At 45.1% G+C, this 22164-nt stretch carries 21 protein-coding genes and 1 tRNA gene; 10 read left to right on the forward strand and 12 right to left on the reverse strand.

The genetic code is table 11. The annotated features are described in order from the left end of the window. Positions 1-112: 112 nt before the first annotated feature. Positions 113-2377, reverse strand: coding sequence for a patatin-like phospholipase family protein (locus QUA40_RS14485; protein ID WP_333126896.1), 2265 nt, complete (start codon positions 2375-2377; stop codon positions 113-115). 454 nt (positions 2378-2831) lie between these two features. Between QUA40_RS14485 and QUA40_RS14490 the strand changes: the two genes are divergently transcribed. Next, positions 2832-4652: an efflux RND transporter periplasmic adaptor subunit gene (locus tag QUA40_RS14490; RefSeq protein WP_333126899.1), complete on the forward strand. Its 1821-nt coding sequence runs from the start codon at positions 2832-2834 to the stop codon at positions 4650-4652. Positions 4653-4813: 161 nt separating this feature from the next. Then, positions 4814-6079 carry an ABC transporter permease gene (locus QUA40_RS14495; protein WP_333126901.1) on the forward strand — a complete coding sequence of 422 codons (1266 nt, stop codon included), beginning with the start codon at positions 4814-4816 and terminating at the stop codon, positions 6077-6079. A gap of 17 nt (positions 6080-6096) precedes the next feature. Here the strand turns inward: QUA40_RS14495 and QUA40_RS14500 are convergent, their stop codons facing one another. The 7 genes from QUA40_RS14500 to ndhC all read right to left on the reverse strand — a co-directional run bounded on the left by QUA40_RS14500 (position 6097) and on the right by ndhC (position 11875). Next, positions 6097-7476 carry a class I SAM-dependent methyltransferase gene (locus tag QUA40_RS14500; RefSeq protein ID WP_333126903.1) on the reverse strand — a complete coding sequence of 460 codons (1380 nt, stop codon included), beginning with the start codon at positions 7474-7476 and terminating at the stop codon, positions 6097-6099. 80 nt (positions 7477-7556) lie between these two features. After that, positions 7557-8219: a restriction endonuclease gene (locus QUA40_RS14505; RefSeq protein WP_333126905.1), complete on the reverse strand. Its 663-nt coding sequence runs from the start codon at positions 8217-8219 to the stop codon at positions 7557-7559. A 132-nt stretch (positions 8220-8351) separates the two neighbouring features. Next, a complete protein-coding gene (locus tag QUA40_RS14510) occupies positions 8352-8600 on the reverse strand; it encodes a DUF4926 domain-containing protein (protein ID WP_333126907.1) in 249 nt (82 codons plus the stop codon). Between the two features lie 107 nt (positions 8601-8707). Further along, on the reverse strand, positions 8708-10150 hold the full coding sequence (locus tag QUA40_RS14515; RefSeq protein WP_333126909.1) for a hypothetical protein: 1443 nt from the start codon (positions 10148-10150) through the stop codon (positions 8708-8710). Between the two features lie 150 nt (positions 10151-10300). After that, positions 10301-10804, reverse strand: coding sequence for an NAD(P)H-quinone oxidoreductase subunit J (locus tag QUA40_RS14520; protein ID WP_333126911.1), 504 nt, complete (start codon positions 10802-10804; stop codon positions 10301-10303). After that, on the reverse strand, positions 10797-11522 hold the full coding sequence (gene ndhK / locus QUA40_RS14525; RefSeq protein ID WP_333126915.1) for a photosynthetic/respiratory NAD(P)H-quinone oxidoreductase subunit K: 726 nt from the start codon (positions 11520-11522) through the stop codon (positions 10797-10799). The genes QUA40_RS14520 and ndhK overlap by 8 nt, the downstream gene beginning before the upstream one ends. Next, positions 11513-11875 (reverse strand): photosynthetic/respiratory NAD(P)H-quinone oxidoreductase subunit C, encoded by a 363-nt coding sequence (gene ndhC, locus QUA40_RS14530; protein ID WP_006635500.1) that lies wholly within the window; start codon positions 11873-11875, stop codon positions 11513-11515. The genes ndhK and ndhC overlap by 10 nt, the downstream gene beginning before the upstream one ends. Before the next feature lie 366 nt (positions 11876-12241). Between ndhC and QUA40_RS14535 the strand changes: the two genes are divergently transcribed. From QUA40_RS14535 to QUA40_RS14565, 7 genes are all read left to right on the forward strand, one after another. Continuing rightward, positions 12242-12577, forward strand: coding sequence for a rubredoxin (locus QUA40_RS14535; RefSeq protein WP_333126918.1), 336 nt, complete (start codon positions 12242-12244; stop codon positions 12575-12577). Beyond that, positions 12564-13577, forward strand: a complete 1014-nt coding sequence (locus QUA40_RS14540; RefSeq protein ID WP_333126920.1) for a photosynthesis system II assembly factor Ycf48 — start codon at positions 12564-12566, stop codon at positions 13575-13577. The genes QUA40_RS14535 and QUA40_RS14540 overlap by 14 nt, the downstream gene beginning before the upstream one ends. Positions 13578-13633: 56 nt before the next feature. After that, positions 13634-13882 (forward strand): cytochrome b559 subunit alpha, encoded by a 249-nt coding sequence (psbE, locus tag QUA40_RS14545; RefSeq protein WP_333126922.1) that lies wholly within the window; start codon positions 13634-13636, stop codon positions 13880-13882. A 20-nt stretch (positions 13883-13902) separates the two neighbouring features. Beyond that, on the forward strand, positions 13903-14040 hold the full coding sequence (gene psbF, locus QUA40_RS14550) for a cytochrome b559 subunit beta (RefSeq protein WP_006635504.1): 138 nt from the start codon (positions 13903-13905) through the stop codon (positions 14038-14040). Between the two features lie 9 nt (positions 14041-14049). Next, entirely contained in the window at positions 14050-14172 is a 123-nt protein-coding gene (locus tag QUA40_RS14555) for a photosystem II reaction center protein L (protein WP_172190234.1), read from the forward strand. A gap of 69 nt (positions 14173-14241) precedes the next feature. Then, entirely contained in the window at positions 14242-14364 is a 123-nt protein-coding gene (locus QUA40_RS14560; RefSeq protein ID WP_333126925.1) for a photosystem II reaction center protein J, read from the forward strand. 458 nt (positions 14365-14822) lie between these two features. Next, entirely contained in the window at positions 14823-17072 is a 2250-nt protein-coding gene (locus tag QUA40_RS14565; protein WP_333126928.1) for a transglycosylase domain-containing protein, read from the forward strand. A gap of 130 nt (positions 17073-17202) precedes the next feature. Here QUA40_RS14565 and cobA read toward each other — a convergent pair whose 3' ends face one another. From cobA to QUA40_RS14585, 4 genes are all read right to left on the reverse strand, one after another. Beyond that, on the reverse strand, positions 17203-18048 hold the full coding sequence (gene cobA / locus QUA40_RS14570; protein WP_333126930.1) for a uroporphyrinogen-III C-methyltransferase: 846 nt from the start codon (positions 18046-18048) through the stop codon (positions 17203-17205). Then, positions 18045-18785 carry a sirohydrochlorin chelatase gene (locus QUA40_RS14575; RefSeq protein WP_445301152.1) on the reverse strand — a complete coding sequence of 247 codons (741 nt, stop codon included), beginning with the start codon at positions 18783-18785 and terminating at the stop codon, positions 18045-18047. Before QUA40_RS14575 ends, cobA begins: the two co-directional genes overlap by 4 nt. 266 nt (positions 18786-19051) lie before the next feature. Beyond that, positions 19052-19735, reverse strand: coding sequence for a manganese catalase family protein (locus QUA40_RS14580; RefSeq protein ID WP_333126935.1), 684 nt, complete (start codon positions 19733-19735; stop codon positions 19052-19054). 196 nt (positions 19736-19931) lie between these two features. Next, entirely contained in the window at positions 19932-21470 is a 1539-nt protein-coding gene (locus QUA40_RS14585) for a protein kinase domain-containing protein (protein WP_333126937.1), read from the reverse strand. A 617-nt stretch (positions 21471-22087) separates the two neighbouring features. On the opposite strand from QUA40_RS14585, the gene QUA40_RS14590 reads away from it, so the two are divergent. After that, a tRNA-His gene (locus tag QUA40_RS14590) sits at positions 22088-22160 on the forward strand. Positions 22161-22164 lie beyond the last annotated feature (4 nt).

Consider the following 22164-nt stretch of genomic DNA (forward strand, 5'->3'; position numbering starts at 1 on the left):
TTATCTTTAGTTGAGTTTGAATATATCGGTCGCTCCTATTCATAGTTTGCGATCGATTATTCAGCAAGCCCTAAATAGACAGTAGGTCTAGAGCACTGGACACGATCTGAATCTAACTCAAATCGTTGCCAATCGATGCGATCACACAAAGGTTATGGTTGTCATCCACAACCACCCGACCCTTTGCCATGGGTTGTCGGAATTTTTTGATATCACAGGGTGTTGCTTTGGGATCGGGTGTCTGCAGATCGATAAAGTCTCTTGAGCGCTTAGAGATGAGCCAACCCAGAGGCAACTTAACGCCATCACCTGACTTTTTCAGGAACAAGGTTCTGAATTGATATTTGAGTGGATCGTCAATCCCATCATTGATCGTGAACGCAGACAACTCAACAGCACTGCGGCTGCGGGACTTGCGCGCACTAAACAAGGCACGAACTGGCGATAAAACCTCGTTCAGTCCTTCACTCTTGAGTTGAGTTGTAGACTCCTTAGGTGGCTCATCAATTAAGGATAGGTAGACAATTTTAAAGGTTTTGTCGTTACCCTCCAATCGCTGTAAGTTCCGCCCAATGTCCAAAGCAGTAGGAATACCAGAATTATCAAAATAACCGCCATCAGCCAAATGCAATTTACTTTTGTCCTTACTGCGTTGGTACCACCCTACAGGGGTGAAGTAGGGAAAACGAGCACTGAGTCCAGCCGCCGTACTCAGTTTCAAATCTAGATCGGGTTCATCAATGGCAATATTTTCTTTGTTGGGCAAGTTAATCTGAAAGGGGCTGATCGCGAGGCGATCGCCAGTTTCGACAACAGTTGTGTTGAGAACCAGTGCAGGGGCGATGCCCTGGGGCTGCCAGTGCTGGTAAAAAGACTGCCGCAAGGGATTATCTTGATTTGGAAGAGACAGCTTATCCCAAGCTTTTTCAAAGGCAACTTCCAGACCTCTTGCCCGATCCCAATCGTATATTGGGAAAAAGATAAATCGCTGAATCAGGTCAGGGAAGAGCCCCATCGTCAGGAGGGGCGTCAGCAAGTCACTGCTAAACAGTTTGCTAGCCGTTTGGCTAAGGGATTTACCACTAATTCCACCAAATTTCACCAAACTTGAAAAGGCAGAAGCCCCCAAACTACCGCCAGAAACACTACTGATTGCAAATATATGCTGAGGAAAAGTTGGAAAATATTCTGTTACCTTTGTGAAGGCTGTCGCTGCATGATAAGCGGCATAGATACCCCCACCTTGAGCCGCAGCGATATAGACAGGATAGGGTTTATTTGAGAATCGATCGAGATCGGGGCGATTAGCTAACCATTGCTGAAAACTAGAGTCTAAAGCTGGAAGGTCTGACTTTTGGGGTTTGCTGAATTGTTGAAAGCGGTGATTGTCATTAAGATTTAGTGCACTAGAAACTAACATTAATCCGATTAGAATCGTTATGCCGGGTATTTTAGTTTGTTGCCCCCAGTTGTAAATTGTTGAAAAAATAACCACCAGCATCGTCAACGATATTGCCACCACACTAATTGAACCCAGCAGTTCGGGAAGAAATGTCGGAGGCATTATTAACCCTAAGACGAGGGATGCCAGCAGAGAAATTGAACAAGTCCTAACAACGGTAATTCGTGACTTTAGCGTGTTTTGCCAAGAAAATAGCCCCACATTTAAAAATACGATCGACAGCAAAACACCAATTAAACCAAAAGACCAACGTGGATCTTTTGCCGCCACGATCGTAGGCAAAGATAAAAGACTAAAAACAAAGCCGACAATATTAACAAATATATTTTCAAATGTTTGCCCAAATAGACCTTCACCCATCTTGTTAGAGGCCAAGGAATCTAGGTACTTTGAGTCTTTGAAAAATTTAATACGGTTAATAAATAAATAAACTAAAATTAGCAATAAAACTATATTGCTAAACATCCACACTAGCAAAAAAATCTTGGGAGTAGGAGGCGATAATTTCTGCAATGTTTCTTGGGTAGCCCAAGTGCCATAAGCCAGGCTACCCAGTGGTATAGCACCTAGCAAACGAGGTGCATTTTTGTATAAGCTATCGAATTTTGGCTTGTAGTATTCAGGAAGACGCTCTTGATAGCATTTCTCAAGTAAACGTGCCGCGAACCACACACAAAGTGAAAGCAAAATAACCAATACTGTAGAAATAAGTGCCTGAGCTACATTATTATCTAAAGCAATGGCGCGATAGACCTCAATGGTTTGATCGATCTGGGTAAAAAAATACCAAGCTGCGATTGCAACTGTCAGAGGCACTCTTAAATATATCAAGAACTTCGCGATGGGTTTAAGCTGGTTTTCAAACCAATTAGAATTTCTTTGACTTAATTTCTGTCTGTTATCAATTTCAGCCATATATCACTAACCAATGATTTTAATGGAACATATCAACCTAGAAATAAATGCCACCTAACGGCTAAATCGCTCGACCAACTATCATCTCTAACTCTCACCTAAAATATTGCGATTTTGTCATCTCCAATGATTCGTTATCCATCGCTCGCTTAACAATTATTTACGTTTGGCGATCGCCAATAACTTCAGCTTGACTAAAATCATAGCTGTTTGTCAGCTCCAATGATTTGTCATACCCAAGCGCTTAACAATTATTTATGCTTGGCGATCGCCGATCGCTTTACGGCATTTACCAACGAAGCCGACCATATAGGTTTTATCTGCATTCGTATCTAAACTAGATTAGATCGCCCGCAAGCATTAAACACGGAAAAAAACTTAATCAGACTTCAATTGAACCTTTTCTGTTCCCGATCTGTCTAAATTCAAGACAGACCCATCAGGTCTAATTTATATGTACTTAGTAAAGCACTTTCAGATTAAAAAAGAGCTGATTCCCTGGCTTAGCGGACTCCTCGCCGCTTCCCTGCTTGTAGGAGTAGGCTACACAGCTTACAGCCAACTCACAGCCAAATCGAGCCGCGAAACCAGGCGCAAGGCAAAAACCGTTGCTGTCCAAAGGCTGAACCTGCCGATTACAATTTCGGCAAACGGCACAATAGTGCCCGAACGTTCCGTTAACGTCAGCCCCAAAACTTCAGGAATGCTCAAAAGTTTGCTTGTCAAGGAAGGAGATAAAGTTGAAAAAGGGCAGATTCTGGCCTACATGGACGACTCTAACCTCCAAGGACAACTAACCCAAACTCGCGGACAACTCGCAGCCGCCGAAGCAAACCTGGAAAAATTGGTCAACGGCACTCGAACCCAGGACATTGCTGCGGCTAAGGCAGTGTTAGCAGAACAACAGGCAACGTTGCAAAAATTGCTCAACGGCAATCGAACCCAAGACATTGCTGTAGCTGAGGCAGCCTTAGCTGAACAACAGGCAACTTTGCAAAAATTGCTCAACGGCAATCGAGCCCAAGATATTGCCGTAGCCGAGGCACAACTAGCTGAACAACAGGCAAATTTACAAAAATTGCTTAAGGGCAATCGCCCTGAAGACATCGCCCAAGCGATCGCCAAACTCAGAGATGCCGAATACGCCAAAAACCAAGCTGAGGAAGACTTTCAGAGAAATCAGGCACTTTATAATGCCGGAGCCATTGCTTTGCAAGTTGCGAACAACTCGCGCACCGCGCGCGATCGAGCTCAAACGCAAGTCAGGCAAGCCGAACAAGCTGTAGCTTTGCTGAAAGCGGGTACTCGCCCTGAAGAAATCGCTGCGGCGCGGGCTGCTGTGGAGCAAAAACGGCAAGCTTTGACCCTGGCGCGATCGGGCGCACGTCCCGAAGAAATTGCTGCGGGGCGGGCTGCTGTGGAGCAAAAACGGCAAGCTTTGGCCCTGGCGCGATCGGGCGCACGCCCGGAAGACATCGCTGCGGGCCAGGCCGCGGTCGAGCAAAAACAGCAAGCTTTGGCGCTGCTAGAAGCCGGTTCCCGCCCGGAAGACATCGCCCAAGCCCGCGCCCAAGTTCTCGCCGCTAGAGGCAGCCTGCAAAGCGTTCAAGCGCTGATCAACGACACTGTGCTGCGGGCTCCTTTCACCGGCACTGTCACTCGCAAGTATGCTGATCCGGGCGCTTTTGTGACTCCCACTACGGCAGGTAGTGCGGTTTCTTCGGCGACTTCTTCTTCGATTTTGTCTTTAGCTTCAAAAAATCAATTAGTAGCAAACGTAGCAGAAACTAATATTGCTCAAATTCGGATCGGCCAGGCTGCGTCTATTCAAGCCGATGCTTTTGCGGGAAAGACTTTTGCAGGTAAAATCACTCAAATTTCGCCTCAGTCGATCGTCCTGCAAAATGTGACAAGTTTTGAGGTAAAAGCGGCAATTATTAATGATGATAAACAAATACTGCGATCGGGCATGAATGTGAATGTTGAGTTTAAGGCCGGTGAACTCAAAAATGTTTTGGTAGTTCCGACTGCGGCAATTGTCCGCCAACAAAGGGAAACGGGGGTTTTTGTTCCGGGTGGAGAAGATGGCAAACCTGCTTTTATGCCGATTAAGACTGGTATGACGGTGGATGATAAGACGGAAGTGCGATCTGGTTTGAAAGGAAATGAAAAAGTGCTGCTTAGTTTACCCCCCGGATTGCGGCCTAGATCCCAAAATCCATCGTCGGGCGGGATTCCGGGTTTGCAACCTGGTGGCGGAACGCGCTTGCGTTAGGGTTTTGATTTTTTTATTGAACCGCGAAGGCGCGTTAGGCGAAGCCGCGCGTAAGCGCTAGGGCGCGAAGGAGGAAAAGAAAGAAGGAAGAAGGAAGAAAGTTTTAATTGCCCGATGCCCAATGCCCAATGCCCAATGCCCAATGCCCAATAACCAATAACATGAAATTAAAGACTCGCCCAGTTATTAAGAAAATCTCTAATGTTCAAATCGCGTTCATGGCGACAGAGGCGCTGTGGAATAATAAGTTGCGTACCAGTTTAACTATGCTGGGCGTAATTATTGGGATATCTTCGGTAATTGCTATTACTTCGGTGGGACAGGGAGTACAAAAATCAACTGAAGAACAGTTAAAGGCTTTGGGTACAAATGTGCTGTTGGTTTTATCCGGCGCTTCGCGATCGGGCGGTGTCAGTCAGGGAAGCGGTTCTGCTACTACTCTTACTTGGGATGACGCTAAGGCGATCGGCAAACAAGCTCCTGCAGTTAAGGCGATTTCGGCTTATTTGCAGCGCCAAGTGCAAGTAGTTTACGGCGGACAAAACTCATTTACTGCTATTTTGGGAACGGATTTAAATTATCCCGATGTCAAGAACATTCAACCTCAACAAGGACGGTTTTTTAACGAGGATGAATTGAATGCTGCTGAGCCAGTAGTTGTCCTCGGTTCTAAGGTGCGGGACGAACTTTTTGGAGCCGGAGTTAATGCGCTATCCTCCGATATTCGCATTCAGGGAAACCGCTACAAGGTCATTGGAGTGATGGAAAGCAAGGGGTCTGTAGGGGGAACAGATCAGGACGATCGAGTGTATATTCCCCTCAAAAATATGTCTTCGCGGATTGTGGGGAGAAATTCTTTAGCAGGGATTGCGATCTCGGGTTTTTGGTTGGAAACTGCGGGCGAAGCGGATTTAGCGGATGCTCAATTTCAAGTGGAAAATATCATGCGCTTGCGCCACAATATTTATCCGCCACAACCGGATGATTTTCGAGTTGTAAATCAAACTGAGATCGTTAATACTTTCAGCAATGTGATCGGTTTGTTTACGGTGATGGTGGGAGCGATCGCCGGAATTTCTTTAGTGGTGGGCGGCATCGGTATTGCTAATATTATGTTGGTGTCTGTTGTGGAACGCACTAAGGAAATCGGGATTCGCAAAGCGGTAGGCGCTACTAATGCAGCAATTCTAATTCAATTTATGGCGGAATCTATTTTAGTTTCCACGGTGGGGGGAACGGCGGGTATTGGGTTGGGAGTTGCGATCGCCTTTGGGGCCTCGACAGCGTTCAAATTTCCGTTTGTGGTTTCTGTATGGTCGATTACAGCAGGTTTTGGGCTGTCTTTTACCGTCGGGTTGTTAGCTGGAGTGCTACCGGCTCGGAATGCCGCTCGCTTAGATCCGATCGCAGCCTTGCGGAATGATTGAAGTTTACTCATCCGCGTTTATCTGCCGGCATCTGCGGTTAAATATTCCAAATCTGCCAGCAATGTTAGATTAAGACAATTTAAAATGCTGGATTTAATCGGGCGCTTTTCATCCCAAAATATAATCGCTGAATAAAATTTAATTGCCGCCGGTGAATTCAAAAGCTCAAAAGTTTGACGTGCAACTCTCTCGCTGTCAAAGCTGAGAAAGTAAACAGTATCATCAAAGATTGCAGGTTTATTAGCTATTTTACCGATTAACCTAAAATCCAATTTTTTATAAAGCCCACAAATCGCAATTTTCCAAGGTTGGAAGCTATAATCGCCTACTCCAAAAATCGAAAATCGAGGGTTATTTTGATAAATTTTGCTTTTGCGATTATCTAGATATTGCCCGCACTTCTCTAGATAACGTCCGGTTTTAGGAGCTATAGTTTTGATATTTTCGGTTGATTCACCGATGAATTTTTGAGTAACTAGGATATATCGAGCCGTAGCATCAATGCGATTTTGAGCAACATCAGATCCTTTAAATAGCGGAAATAGATAAGTTTCCTCAAGCTCGACAGCTTCCCCAAATCCATTGACAAACAAATTATCAATTTTCCGAAACTCCATTACATTCGAGCAGTCATGCTTTACCCCCGATCGCCATTTTGTTCCGGAATTTACAGCATATAAATTACTCAATTTATTGAAAGAATATATATCTTTAACAAGGAGATTATTGTGATATCCGATTCGATAGCCGTCAGAACTTTCTAAACTGCTAAATACATCGCAGAAGTAGTTTTGTGAACTTAAGTCAAACTTGCAGAATAACAGACAGGCATCAACATTTGCATCAAAATACTTTTTAGCATCTATTTTGTAAGTTGCACAGCTAGCGAGATTAAGTTTTTTTGAATGAATGTAACTCAATAACTTTCTGGCAACGGAAGTCTTGCAAAGCATTGCCAGAGTGGCGTCACGATTTTGCAACCATTGTATCGCATGGATCAGCATCCATTCTGAGATATCGAAGTTACTTTTACCTGTTAGTGCGTCTAAGCCAGCGTGCTTTTGAAAATTACTTTTTTTAGGCAAGTTTTCACTGCCAATAGTTCCTTGTTGTGAGTTGGTTACCCAAGGAAAGTTGCCAAGTACCAGCACCCTATGATTAAAGTGGTTGATTAATGATGTCCAGTCAAAGTCAAAAAAATCTCCGTGCTTAACCTCACATCTTTCATCCTGTAACAATTCATGCTTAGCTCTTAATTCTATTAAATAACTTTGATTTATTTCAACCCCGATAATCTTGCTGGCGGATGGAAACGAATTTGCAGCAGCTTTAATGAAATTACCTATCCCACAAGTTGGCTCAATGATGACTTTGGGGTTAACATCAAGTTCTATCAATTTCCGACACACCATCTCGGCTAATTCCAGCGGTGTCTGAAAATCCCCATATTCTAGTTTGGTTTTGCGATCGTTGGGACTCATCGTTTAGATTGATAAACTGCGATAACGCCTTCCTCTTGTCCGGCACGCTCAATGACTCTTCCATACTGAAGTCGCCACTGCAACGCATTAGAAATCGTCAAAAAACCTGGCACTGGTGGGTTTCTCAGTATTTCGTCGGCAATGTTAGCTGCTTCAATTTCGTCAACAGGTAAATTTTTGTCAAACATGAAAGCAAGCAAATCATCTTTATTGCCTTCATTGTCTAAAATATTGCGAATTCCACGGGTCATTTGAAAATCTGCTGTTCTTTCGGCACTCACGTAAATTGTATGCAAAATATTCAGGGTTGCAGTTCGGAGCGTACTGTTGTCTGTCTTTTCGTAAACAAAGATAATCAGTGAATATCCCAGCCCAAAAATCTTTTGCCTTGCAGATTTGAAAGGACATGACGACTGCGGTTGCCTAATGCTTGTTACCTTCACGTCAACTAATATACCTGGGAAATCGATGCCGCTTGCTGAATTGCCATCTATAAATTCATATTTTTGCTTGAGATAGAGTCTGAACTTTTGCTCCAAATATGTCCCAACAGCCTTTCCGTCTGTGATGCCATAAAGCAAAGGTTCCGGGTGTTGAGACTCGGTGGCTGAAAATATTGCCGCCTCAGAACAAAGAATTTCTACGGTCAGACTCGTCATTTTGATGAACCACCAGATTATTTAATTTGCTGACCCATTAAACGGTATCATTAAAGAGCGCAGGTTTATTAGCTATTTCACTTATTAACCTGAAATCCAATTTTTTATAAAGTCCACAAGTTATTGTGCCACTTATGCTGTAACCCTTTCGGCTTTGATATCAGGTGATGCTGGCTCAAAGTACAACACCATGATTTGCTCTGGATTCAGCCCGACAGATTCATAAGTGCGTCCCTTGCGATCGCTAAATTCAACCTCAAACGCTGCACCATCAGCCAACAGTTCAACCACAGTCCCTACTTGTCCGCGCCACAGGTTGTATTCAGGAATATCAACTGTTAAGGCAACGACATCTAGTAATTTAATTGTATTCTTTGTCACTCTTATTACCTCCAGACATTACATTATAATACGGTGTCTGAACATCCCGTCTTCTAGTTTCGTTTTGCGATCGTTGGAACTCATCTGTTAGATTGATAAACTCTTAATTACAACTTACTATTGAAGAAATAACTTAGTTCACCCCACATTTCGCCATTATTCCAAAACAAAAATTTACCGGGATAGCTCAAGCTAATATCTAAAGCCACAGCAAAATATTCCTTATAAACGGGATGTAAGTTACATTCCAAGTATTTGATTTTAGTTATGAGTATCGTATCGATAAAACAAAGTCTACTTATAAGTTCTATGTAAAACTCTTCTGTTTTTTCCCAATTATCTAATTCCTCTATACCTGAAGTTCCTAAAGATGTTTGAACGAAATAAACTAAATTATTATAATATTCTAATAAACTTATTTCATCATGATGACCATCTCGTAGTCTTCTTATGATCTCCTCTAGTTGATCTATTTCTGCAAGCAGCCAACTAATTTCCTCATCCCAATTTTTATTTTGCAAAACATTAATTGTTTCCTCAAGAAGTGCAACTTTATTTCTCTCGTCCTTAAGCTGTAGTTCTAAACTTATTTTGGCTTTTTCTAGCTCTCTGGCATTACCTTCTAGTTGCTTAACTTTTGTTTCTAATTGACGTGAATTGGAGTTGAATGAATTTAACTCATAAAGCTTTCTTTCTAGCTGTAGCTCGAAACTTATTTTGGCTTTTTCTAGCTCTCTGGCATTCTCTTCTAGTTCCTTAACTTTTGTTTCTAATTGACGTGAATTGGAGTTGAATGAATTTAACTCATAAAGTTTTATTTCTAATTGGTTTTTTTCTTGCTCTAGCTGGTTATTATCTATCTCTAAAGGTTGAATTCGGTCTAGTGATCGTCTTAGTTCTGACTCTAAAGAATTTTTGCTAGCTCGGAGTTGTAGATTATCTTGCGTCAATCTAGTATTATTATCTTTAACTTGATTTAACTCTCTTCTCAGAACGTCTCTTTCTTGCTGTAAATCCGTATTTGTTTTAATGAGTGATTGATTTTGGGCTATGACTTCATTAAGCTGTCTAGTAACCTCTTTAACTTTCTCGATTAAAAATTCCCACGTTATAAACTCTATATCTTGACTACTGAGAGAACCACCCAATTCTTGAATAAGAACTTTTTTATGAGCTTCTAGTTCTTCAATTTTTTGTTCAAAGTAAACATTTTTAATACGAAGATTTGTTGAAATTTTCCTTACTTCATCTCTTTCGCTCTCAACGCTTGCTAACTGTTGTTGTAGCTTTTGAACCGTCTGCTTCAAAGAATTGTTCTCAGTAGTAGCTGCCTTGAGTTCTGCCTCTGTTTGCTTAAATATTGCCAGGATTTGAACTATAAAGGCGGTAAATAGGTTATTTGCTTGTTGTAACTGCTGGTTTATTTGCCTAAGCTCAACTTTCTGTGCTTCGAGCCTGTTATCATCGGGTTTCTTCTTACCCCTGCGAAGTTGCAGGTAAATTATTACGATACTTAGTAAAGCTATTAAACCCGCAGTTTCGTAAACCATACTAATACTTTTTTGAAAATAGCGTTTTTGGACATCGGTTCCCAGGCAGAGGCTAGGAAGCAGTTAATAAAAAAACAGAGGGCGAGTTTCACATAAAACTTGACTCCCAAAGTCCAATTTTATGCTCAAACCCGCCCTCGCAAAACTCCCTTAATAAGCGTCTTGCAATTCGTAGAAATCAGGGGAAATGTAATCTTTCCGCAGTGGCCAGCCTACCCAATCTTCGTTCATCAAAATCCGTTTCAGATTCGGATGTCCTTCGTAGACAATGCCGTACATATCGTAGGATTCCCGCTCTTGAAAGTCGGCTGCTTTCCAAATCCAGTAGACTGATGGCACTCTGGGATCGTCGCGGGGAATAAATACTTTGACGCGGACTTCTTCGGGGTGCGAAGCATTATCTGTCAGTTTTGCCAAGTGGTAGACGCTGACTAAATCCTCTCCGGGCCCTTGGTCGTAAGCGCACTGGCACTGCATATAATTAAACCCGTAGGCATACAGTGCTGTTGACATCGGAATTAAGAAGTCTCGATCGACCTTTAATATCTCCACGCCCAAATTATCGGCCGCTAAAGCTTCGTGTTCAAACCCATTCTGAGTCAACCACTGGGAAATTTTCCCGGCTTCAACAATTGCAGATTCTGTCTCAGCCACGGTTTACCTCCTGTTTTTGTCCTGCAAGCAGGGCCGGTGGTACTGGCATTCCCATTGCTTCCGTCAATTCCTTCGGCGGCGCCATCCGGCCTGGAATAGACAAGTATTTGCCGTCCAAAATGTCGTCTACTACTTTCATTTTGTGGGGTCTGGTGTAGTAACGGTGGGTTGGCAGCAAATTGGCCCGTTCTTGCATAGAATCGTTGGCGATTTTTTTCCGCAGTTTGATAATTGCGTCAATAATCGCTTCTGGGCGGGGGGGACAGCCGGGGATGTACACGTCTACGGGAATCAGTTTGTCAACGCCTCTGACTGCTGTGGGGGAGTCTACGCTGAACATTCCGCCGGTAATCGTGCAAGCGCCCATCGCGATGACGTATTTGGGCTCGGGCATTTGTTCGTACAGCCGCACTAAGATAGGGGCGTACTTCATGGTAATTGTGCCCGCCGTGATGATCAAGTCGGCTTGCCGGGGGCTCGATCGCGGTACTAAGCCGAATCTGTCGAAGTCAAACCGCGATCCGATCAAAGCTGCAAATTCGATGAAGCAGCAGGCTGTGCCGAAAAGTAGCGGCCACAGGCTGGAAAGTCTCGCCCAATTGTAGAGGTCATCCACTGTTGTCAGAATAACGTTCTCTGAGAGTTGCGATGTGACTTCCGGGCGATCTACTGGGTTGACAAGTTGGGCTTTTTGTGATTTGTCAGAACTTAAGACCATTCCAAGGCTCCTTTGCGCCATGCATAGACAAGAGCAATAACGAGGATCGTGATAAAAAACAAGGCTTCAATAAAAGCCAAAAGTCCTAGCTGGTTGAAAGCAACTGCCCAAGGATAGAGGAAGACGGTCTCTACGTCGAAGATGACGAAGACCAGAGCGAACATATAATATCGGATGTTGAATTGAATCCAGGCTCCGCCGATCGGCTCGACGCCGGATTCGTAGGTAGTGCGTCGGTCGTAGGGACGACTTTTGGGCCGCAGTACCTTAGACGCCGTGAGGGCGAGGATGGGGACTAGGCTGGAAATTAACAGGAAGCCTAAAAAATACTCGTAGCCGCTGAGTGCAAACACGGTGAATAATTACTGCCTCGGTGAAAGGGTTCTGTAACTTAGTCTTTACATTATATAGATTTTGGGTAGCTAAAATTACGAGTTGGTTGAGATTAATCATCCATCTTCTGCAATAATTTTTAATGTATATTTTAATATTGTAACTGCCTGTGGAAGACGGGCGGCTGCCTGTGGACGCTAAGTAAGACCATCATCGACTTAAGTGTCGAACACCCTTGTGGTGTTCCTAACGTGGCATCGGCGGTTGAGACGGGAAACCTCGAAGACGAATAAGACCGTCCTAATATGAGTTTTAGTTGGAAGCCCCAACTATAACGAAGTTTAGTTGAGGTACTTCACGATTAGCTGACCTACTCTTTTGGATTTATGAGCGATCGAGCCACGGAGACTAATACCCTCGATCGGCACGAGTGCCGAGCCTGCGGCTACGTCTACAATCCTAAAAAGGGCGATCCTAAAAATGCAATTGCCCCTGGCACTGCTTTTACAGATGTGACCCAAACTTGGGTCTGTCCCGTTTGTGGGGCGCGCAAGTCGATGTTTCAAAATCTCGGTCAGATGGAAGGGGTATCGGGATTTAAGGCAAATCAGCGCTACGGTGTCGGTGTCAACGGCATGACCGAAGGTCAGAAAAGTTTGCTGATTTTTGGCGGCTTGGTCGTTGGTTTCTTGTTTTTACTTAGTATGTATGGTTTGCAGTAAAACGATTGTGAGATTTTGGCAACGAATTGTAATGTTATTGGCCGCTGCGCTCATCTGTACGAGTTGCAGCACCATTGGTTCTGTGAGTTACAACCCCTGGCAAGTGATTTCCTTGCCGACGGAAGCTAATTTGCAGGATATTGCCTTTACGGGCAATTCTCAGCACGGCTGGGTCGTGGGTTCGGAGGCAACTCTGCTCGAAACCCTTGACGGTGGCACTAGCTGGAAGTCTATAGGACTGGATATCGACGATACCAGGTCGCGTTTTGCATCGGTGAGTTTTTCGGGTTCCGAAGGCTGGATTGTCGGCCAGCCTTCTGTTTTGCTCCACACGAACGATGAGGGTAAGTCTTGGACGCGGATTGCTTTGAGCAGTCAGTTGCCCGGTTCTCCGAGTACGATCGCCGCTTTGGGCCCGAATTCCGCCGAGATGACGACCGATGTCGGGGCGATTTACCGGACTTCTGACGGTGGCAAAAATTGGAAAGCTGTCGTGCAGGATTCTTTTGGGGTAGTTCGCAATATCAACCGTTCTGAAGACGGTCAGTATGTTGCGGTTTCCTCGAAAGGCAATTTCTACTCCGTGTGGAAACCAGGACAAGAAGCTTGGGAACCTCATAACCGCAATAGTTCTCGTCGCCTGCAAAATATGGGCTTTACCAAGGACGGGCGTTTGTGGATGCTCGCGCGTGGTGGTCAGATTCAGTTTAGCGACCCGTCGAATCCTGAAGGTTGGGGAAAACCGTTTTTTCCCGATCGCAAGGCGAGTTGGGGTTTGCTGGACATGGCTTACCGGACTGATAATGAAGTTTGGGTAGCCGGCGGCGGCGGCAATTTGCTGTGCAGTTTGGACGGCGGGAAAACTTGGCTAAAAGACCACGAAGTTGAAGATGTTCCCGCTAATTTTTACAGGATTGTCTTTATGGGCCCCGATCGCGGATTTGTGATCGGCGCGAGCGGTACTTTACTTAAATATCAAGGTTCAGCGCAAGCTGCTTGATAGTAGAATAGTAATAGAGATTGTCTGTCAATTTGTTGTTGAAAGGAGGATTCTAAATGGCTGGTACAACTGGAGAACGTCCGTTTGGGGACATTATTACAAGTATCCGTTATTGGGTAATTCACAGCATCACCATTCCGGCTTTGTTTATTGCTGGATGGCTGTTTGTGCAAACGGGTTTGGCTTACGATGCTTTCGGAACTCCTCGCCCTAACCAGTATTTCACACCGCAGCGGGAAGAAGTGCCGATTATTTCGGATCGCTTTGAAGCTAAAAAACAAGTAGATCAGTTCATTGGCAAGTAATTTAACAAGGATCTGAAAAAATGACGAGCAGAACCCCAAACAATGAGCCAATTTCGTATCCGATTTTTACGGTGCGTTGGTTGGCAGTTCATACTTTAGGTGTCCCAACAATTTTTTTCTTGGGCGCGATCGCAGCAATGCAATTTATTCAACGATAGGAGTTTACAATGCCTGAGCGCGTTCCTAATCCCAACGAGCAGCCTGTTGAGTTAAACCGGACTTCTTTGTATTTGGGTTTGTTGCTGATTTTTACTCTGGGTATTTTGTTTTCCAGTTATTTCTTTAATTAACTGGTGTCGGAGTTTGCTTTCAATAGTTCGATCGAATTTGTTTAGCTGTGAATTAGTGAGGTGATCGCTATGTTTAGTGAAAGTGGCAGAATTCCTTTGTGGCTGGTAGCTACTGTCGCCGGTCTCGGTGCTTTGAGCGTTTTGGCTCTTTTCTTCTACGGTGCTTATGCCGGTTTGGGTTCTTCGATGTAAGGAGAATCAAACTGATTTTCGGCTTTTAACCCCCCTTGAAAAAGGGGGGTTTTAATTATGCGAATTTTGTTGGTAAATCAGGGATTAATTTTAGAGAAATTGTTGATTAGACGAGCAGTTGCATGAATTTTTGATTGAGCAAGAAACCGCAGATGAAAGGCAGATAAACACAGATCAACGCAGATAATTTCAAGAATTGAGAGTCAATGAATGCAATTGCTCGTCTATTGTTTGACAAGTTTATGATCTGTTGCTGCTAGTCGATGAGAGCGAGACTTTTTTGTGGTTGGGTAAATTTGCTCAATACATCGCTCCGGGGTAGGTTGACGAAAAACCCTAAAATCCCTGGTCACTAGCCGACGATCGCTAAGAGAGTGTGAGCCGATCGTGAAATTAGCCAAAAGTTGCGAGTAGAATGGTGCAAGAGCCGATCGCTCGATCGTAGTGCACAGCGAAATATGACCCCACCGCCGCCCCGCAAACCTCAAACCGTCTTGGGTGCGATTACCCAAGCAGTCCAGACTATTGCCAAGGTTAATTTTAACCAGCTAGCGCTGAAACCGAACGCCAAAGTACCCGAACTGTGGGTACAGGATGCGGGTGCAGCTAAAGCTGAGGTTTATCCGCTGTTGGGCGATCGATATTTGTTAGGTCGATCGTCCAAATCTTCAGATATTGTAGTTCGCAATCCCGTTGTCAGTCACGTGCACTTATCCCTGTCGCGGGATACTCGGCGACGGACTCCTTTTGTCATCAAAGATGAAGACTCCACCAACGGCATTTACAGCGGCAAAAGGCGAGTTAAAAGTATGTCCCTGCGTCACGGAGACGTGTTCACTTTAGGGCCGCCGGAACTAGCCGCCGCTGTCAGAGTTCAGTACGTAGATCCGCCGCCTTGGTATTTGCAACTTGTGCGTTACAGCTTTTACGGCGTCAGCGGAATCACCGCCTTGATTGCGGTGTTGGTAGGTATGGAATCGACCAAGTTTCACGTGCGGCCTCTGCCGAGAAGTATCAATGGCCCCGTGATTGTTTACGCCCGCGACGGGCAAACTCCACTGCGCCCTCCTCAGAATAACGCTCACCTAGAATTAAAGCGATTGCAGGATTTTTCGCCTTATTTATCCAAGGCCGTACTTGCTTCGGAAGACAGCCGCTACAATTGGCACGTGGGGGTAGATCCGCTGGGGGTTTTGCGGGCGCTGTTGACCAATGTTCGCGGGGGAGGAATTCGCGAAGGCGGCAGCACTCTGACGCAGCAGTTAGCGAGGAGTTTGTTTCGAGATTATGTAGGTACTCAAGATTCGGGCGGACGCAAGTTCCGGGAAGCCGTAGTAGCCTTAAAATTGGAGAGTTATTACAGCAAAGATGAACTGTTGCTGACTTATTTAAATCGCGTGTTTTTGGGAATTGACCTGTACGGTTTTGAAGATGCGGCTCGGTTTTATTTTGGCAAGTCGGCGAAGGATTTGAGTTTGTCGGAGGCGGCGACTTTGGCGGGGATTTTGCCAGGGCCAAACAGTTTTAATCCGATTCAAAATTATCAGTTGGCAGTGCAGTACCGCGATCGAGTGATCGAACGGATGCGCTCTCTAGGGACGATTTCTCAGGAAGAAGCCGATCGCGCGAGGCGATCGCGAATTGAGATAAATCCGAAAGCTCGCGAATATCTGCAAAGTACGATCGCTCCTTATTTCTACAGTTATGTGTTTGACGAATTGGAGTTTTTGCTGGGCGAGCAGTTAGCCAGAGAAGGCAATTTTATTGTAGAAACAGGTTTGAATCCCGGTCTGCAAAAAGTGGCTGAAGCTTCCCTCAAAAATGCTGTAGAAAATGTTGGATCGAGTGCAGGTTTTTCTCAAGGAGCCGTGGTAACTCTCAATACTACAACCGGGGAAGTCTTAGCTTTAGTTGGGGGCGTAGATTACTTGAAAAGTCAGTTTAATCGGGCTACCGAAGCTTTGAGACAACCCGGTTCTACATTTAAGATTTTTACCTATGCAGCCGCCCTAGAACGCGGAATACCAGCCAGCAAAACTTATTCTTGCGAGCCGCTTTCCTGGGGCGGATCAAGTTATAGTGGCTGCGAAAGAACCAGCGGCAGTGCTGATATGTATCGGGGTTTAGCACAGTCGGAAAATGCAATTGCTTTGAGAGTAGCACAAGATGTCGGTTTAGACAATGTAGTGGGAATGGCCAGACGTTTGGGAATTACTTCTGAACTGCGTTCTAACCCTGGTTTAGTATTAGGTGAAAGCGAAGTTAACGTATTGCAATTAACTGGTGCATTCGGGGTTTTGGCGAACCGGGGTTTGGGAAATCGCCCCCACGTAATCAAGCGAATTATTGACAGCAGCGATTGCAAAGATCGAAATGATTTTAACAGTTGCCGGGTGATTTATGATTATCAAAAAGATGGCATTGCCAATCGCCAGTTAGTTTCTGAAGCGGTAGCGGATACGATGACTGATATGCTGCAAGGTGTTGTGCGGGGAGGTACGGGTAGCAGTGCTGCTTTGGGGTTGGGAGAAGCTGGAAAAACAGGCACGACTAATGATAATAGAGATTTGTGGTTTGTCGGTTATATTCCGAGTCAGCAACTCGTGACGGGAGTTTGGTTGGGAAATGATGATAATTCTCCGACTGCCGGAGGTAGTGCAAATGCTGCTCAGTTGTGGGGGGAGTATATGCGGCAGGTGGCGCGTTGAATGATAAGAAGATGTGGCGGTTGAAACCGCGTCTATACGAAGAAGAGACGGCGGTTGAAACCGCGTCTACACAGAAAAAACCCGCCTCCGCGGGTTGAAGACAAAGACGGTTAAAATTAATTTATTTTCTTCAGTCCGCGGAGGCGGACATCGTTTGTGTAGGTGCGGTTTCAACCGCCGTCGGATATGGCCGACATCCAGATAATATCGAGTGCAAGTTAACGACGTTTCCGATGACCGCGATCGCAGGTGCTGCAAATCCGACCGCCTCAACTTGCTCTACAATTGTACCCAAAGTCCCGATCAATTCTTCTTGTTCCGGCCGCGTTCCCCAGCGTACTAATGCTATGGGCGTTTCTGCACTCAATTCGGCTGCGGTCAACTGACCGATAATGTAAGGCAAATTGTGAATTCCCATGTATACTACAATGGTTTCCGAGCCGCGGGCGATCGCCTGCCAATTTACTTCCGGTCGATATTTTCCCGCTGATTCGTGGCCTGTGACAAAGGTGACAGAGGAACTGTACGATCGATGTGTTAAAGGAATTCCCGCATAAGCAGGGGCCGCAATCCCAGAAGTTACACCGGGGACGACTTCTACTGACACTCCAGCTTTTACCAACTCTTCCATTTCTTCGCCGCCGCGGCCGAAGATAAACGGATCGCCGCCTTTGAGACGAACTACGATCGCATTATCTCCAGCTTTTTCTATCATTAACTGAGTTGTTTCATCCTGCATTAACGAGTGACGGCCTTTGCGTTTTCCGGCATCAATTCGTTCTGCTTGTGGGTGGATTGCTGCCAAAATTTGAGGGCTGACTAAAGCGTCGTAAATCACCACATCCGCACACTCTAACAGAGCTTTTCCCTTCAAGGTCATCAAACCCGGATCTCCGGGCCCCGCACCTACTAAATACACTTTTCCTAAAGACATTTTTCTTGCTTCCTTTACCTCTTCTGTGCCTCTGGGGTTCATTTTTGAATTAAATTCCCAATTAAGTCTGCTAATTGTACACTTGCGCCTAGAGGATTTGCGAGATAAAGTTCCGCCGCAGGAAATTGCTGCTTTAGCTGTGCGACATTTTTGGCGATCGCATCTGTAATTCCTCCATTAAATAAGAAGTATGGCACAATCCCTATTTGCTGCTGTCCACCACGAACCAAACTGTCAATTTGCTCTGACAAACTCGGCTTTACTGACCAATAAGCTGTCAGCGCACCGAGTTTGCTAGCCATTTCCTCAAATGTCGAGTTACCTCCGGGGCGACGGCTGCCGTGAGATAATAAAATCCATTTTGGCAATAGTAGATTGGGGAGAAAAGTCACCTCTTCCATCTGACTTTTTACCAATTTTGTTAAGCCTGCTTCTTGGGAACCTAAATGCGGGCGCAATTCAATTTTTAGCTGGTCACCAAAAGTTTGTTGGGCAATTTCCACCTCTGCCGGTATGTCTTCGGCGACGTGAACTCCCGGCAATAAAAATACAGGCAGGATTTGCAATTCTGTCAGTCCCAGCGACAGGGTACGTTCCCCAAAACTGCAAATTTGTTCGTGCAGCGGTGCGGGCCCGAGTTCTAAGGTGGCGGTTGCTACTGCGGGGAAGGAGTCAGCCCAATTTTGAGACAGCAGTTGACCTAGGTTTTCCAAAGCTTGTTGGGGTCTGGGGTCGCGGCTGCCGTGAGAAACTAATAAATAGGTCGATCGCAATTTCAATATGGATTTGATGTTAATGTTCGATCGGGATTTGAAATAATTATAACACCGTAGGTCGCGTGACTTGAAAAATACTCAACCCTCAACCTGAAGATTCCGAGTCACGCACATCTAACAACTAAAGCAAAGTACCCGGCTTGAAAATTACTCAACACAGGGCTTAAATCTTCTAAGCCACCCACCTTACAAAAGAAGGTGCGCGGCTTAAAAATTACTTAATACTGGGCTTAAATGTTCTAAGCCACACCCCCTACACAACTATCAAATTAAGCTTTGGGAGCTGGATCGGCAATGTATTGGAAAGTAGGTTCCGAGTTCCAAGGGCCGCGTTCATCCTTGCCATTGGTGGACAAGTTAAAGTAGAGATCCACAGTGGAATCTGGCGGAATATTGCCGAACATCGGATCGGTGAGTTTGCCCAGCGATTCCAAAGCTTTCATGAACATTTGAGTGTGAGAAATTTCGCGAGTCAGCAGAAACTGCAACGTCTTTTTCGTTCCCATATCCGGTGCTAGTTTAATCAACTCTTCGTAGGTTTGGCGAGCTCCTGCTTCCGCACCGATATTAGCGCGCAAATCGCGCACCACCTCCCCGCCTTCGTTGACATAAGCTGCCGTCCAAGCTTGACCTTGGCTGTCCAACAAGTGTGGGCCTACGCCACGCACGGCAAACAATGTGCTTTTGTAAGCTTCTGTTTGGTCAACGTTTTTGGTGTGCATTTCGATGAGTTGCCCCACCATTTCTAAGTGGCTGAATTCTTCTATTGCAATATCTTGGAGCATATCCTTAATCCCTGCATCTTCACAGTGAAAGGACTGCACCCAGTATTGCAGAGCTGCTGTCAGTTCTCCGGTTGCTCCGCCAAACTGTTCTAGCAGCAATTGGGCAAAACGGGGGTTGGGTTGGTCTACAGTCACCGCAGCCATTAATTGTTTTTTGTGAAAAAACATGGATTGATACCTCTCTTTAATTCTGTTGCTATAGTCTCAGGATTGCAGACTTGTAGCTGTGTTCACCTTCACAATCCATTGTGCGACAAGCGATCGCACCGAACCTCGGTCGCTGGTTACATCTAACGAGACAAATTTCTCTGCTTTCAGGTAGAGTTTAAACTTAAAATTTTACTTACTTATTCGGTAGACCAAATTACAATTTAGGAGCCGGATTATTGTCGCACTCGGTTAATTTTGCTGACAGGGCATCGAGATGCCGCAGCCACTGAATGCCGCCAACCCAACTGCGAGAGGGGAGGTGTCCGATTGGTGCTTGCTGACTAAATTTAATCAGCCCTAAAGTATTAGCAGAATTGTAGGTTTGCCAGTTGACCCGATCGCAAAATCTGATATAGTCTCCCTTAACGCTTTCATAAATCTGCTTTTGGACGCTGAAGCCAAACCGACCTTGACTGTAGTGCAACCAAAGGCGATCGACTGTTTGCAAATCTTCGCAGGGTAGCTGGTAAATTTGGCTTATTTCTAGCTGAGTTCCCTGTGGCTGGGAAAGAGATTGACACATCAAGCCCCAAGTTTCGCGATCGGCTTCTTTCCACTTTTTGTTTGACAAAAAATCTCGCAGTTTGGTATAATCAACTCCCCGTGCAGAAATTAGCGTTGGCTCGATATTTGAAGTATTTGAAGTAGCAGATAAGGACAAACTTTCTGCCGAATTGGGGACGGCATTAGTGGGTGAAATTGAAGAATCAGGAGTTGGTAGCGCGCTGATATCGGTTGAGTTGTCGCTATTATTAAGAGCAGGAGCGATGATCTGCTTTTCGGGCGAAAGCAAATTTTGATGACGAATATCTAAAGCTGCTTTGATATCCTGCAAAACTTCCGTAGCAAAACTGTACCGCTGATTGAGATGAGTTTGCAACAATTTATCTAAAATTTCGCCTAACTCGTCGCTAATACTCGTGGCTTTGGGGAGAAACTCGCGCCACCACCAGCGCTCGTTGTTGCAGTCGTACATATCCAAGGGAGGAACTTGCGTCATTAGGCGAATGCAAGTAACACCTAAACTGTAAAGGTCGCTAGCAGGAAATACTTTGCCACGCATTTGTTCGGGAGCTACATAATCTTGACTGCCAATGAGCGTTGCTGGACGAAGTATGGCTGAATCAGTCAGCAGTTTGGCAATGCCGAAATCGATCAATACGAGTTTGTTGTCCGATTGGCGACGGATAATATTTTCGGGTTTGATGTCGCGGTGAATGACGCGCTTGTCGTGGATAAATTGCAGCACGGGCAATAAGTCTTGCAGCAGTTGCCAAATTTGATTTTCCTCGTAGACACTCTTGTCTAATTCTTGTTTAAGAGTCGGCCCCTCTATAAACTCTTGAACTAAATAAATATGACCTTCTTGTTCAAATCCGGCTAATAATGTGGGGATTTGCGGGTGTTTTCCGAGTTCGTCTAAATGGACGGCTTCTTGCCGAAATAATTCAACGGCTTTGTTAAAAATTTCGGGGTCGCGGTCGTAAAAATAAAATTGCTTGACTGCACAGCGGGGTAGAGATGGGATGTCTTGATCAATTGCTAGGAAAGTTTTACCAAATCCGCCTCGACCTAAAAGTTCAATCGGGCGATATCGCTGTCTCAGCAACAGGTTAAAGCCGCAGTTTAAGCAAAATTTTGCGGTGGGGGAGTTTTGAGGATTTTGACATTCTGGCTTGATACAGTAGCTCATATTGATTTTAGATTTTATATTGCGGGCAAGACTTTTTTTTAAACGAACCGCGAAGACGCGAAGCTGCGCGAAGGAAGAGGGAATAGAGAAGAGAGATGGTTGATAACTAATGCGGTGTGGGATAAGTTGTCCCGCTTCTTGCGTTGTATTTTTCGGGCGGGCGGGACACCCCACAAGCATTTCATCTGAGATGTTGCACCATTCTCAATAAGGCTTTTAGGGGCAGGATGCCCAACCCTTACTCCCCACAAGAAATTCATTCTTTGTGGAACAGGCATCTTGCCTGTTCTTGAGAATGGTGCCAGAGGTGAGTTTTATCAAACAGGACTGTAAAATGTAGATGCGCCTGGGCTGATAAGGCTATTTTAATGCGCTGGATCGAATCAGGACGCTGCCAAAGCTGCCGAACCCAGGCCACATGACTGCTGGGGGCGAGATAATTGCCGATCGCACAGGCCGATCGCACAGAGCGAGAATTGTGCTAAACTCTTACTGTGCCTGGAATTTGAGGCACAATCGATCTGTCTGGTTCAGGGACGCTCCTAAATATTTCAAAATATTTTTGCTTTACCCCTAGACTTGTGCTGAGATCTGATGCTATAGTTACAAAAGATATGGCGAGTGTAGCCAAGTGGTTAAGGCAGTGGTTTGTGGTACCACCATTCGTGGGTTCAATTCCCATCATTCGCCCTTT

It is taken from the genome of Microcoleus sp. Pol11C3 (assembly GCF_036701485.1).
Taxonomy (GTDB): Bacteria; Cyanobacteriota; Cyanobacteriia; order Cyanobacteriales; family Microcoleaceae; genus Microcoleus.